Annotated in this window: 1 pseudogene; it reads right to left on the reverse strand. The window is 79.3% G+C overall.

The features are described from left to right. Window positions 1–531, reverse strand: a pseudogene (locus DZF91_RS39995) (hypothetical protein); the annotation flags it as partial.

Here is a 531-nt window from a genome sequence, read left to right on the forward strand (position 1 = left end):
CCGGGGGCGGGACCGCCGCCGGGGGGACCGGTCCGGGGCGCGCCCTCGACCGTGCCGCTGCGCACCGCCGTTCCGTCGACCGTTCCGCTGCCGACCGGGCCGCCGGCGCTGCTGCCGGCCGGGCCGTGCGGGTCTTCGGTCACGCCTTCGATTTCGGCCGCGTCCTCGTTCCCGGGTGGGCCGCCTTCGCCGCCGTTGCCTTCGCCGCCGCCGGTTCCGGCGCGGTGGCCGGTAAGGGCGAGGAACACCTCGTCCAGGCTCGGCCGCTCGAAGGTGAAGTCCGCGAGCGCGACGCCCTCGCGGGTGAGTTCGGCGAGCGCCCGGGTGGCGCGCTCGACGGCCATGCCGTCACCGCCGTCGGTGATCCGCACCGACAGCGAGGCCGGGTCGCCGTTGGACGGCCCGGCCGTCCCCTCCTCGGCCGCGTCGGCGCCCGTGTCACCGTGTCCGCCACCGGACGCACGGCCGGACTGACGGTCGGACGCGCGGCCGGGCGAGCCGCCGGGCGCGTCGGGGGAGGCGCCGGGCGTC

This window comes from Actinomadura logoneensis (assembly GCF_003428695.1).
GTDB classification, from domain to species: Bacteria; Actinomycetota; Actinomycetes; order Streptosporangiales; family Streptosporangiaceae; genus Spirillospora; species Spirillospora logoneensis.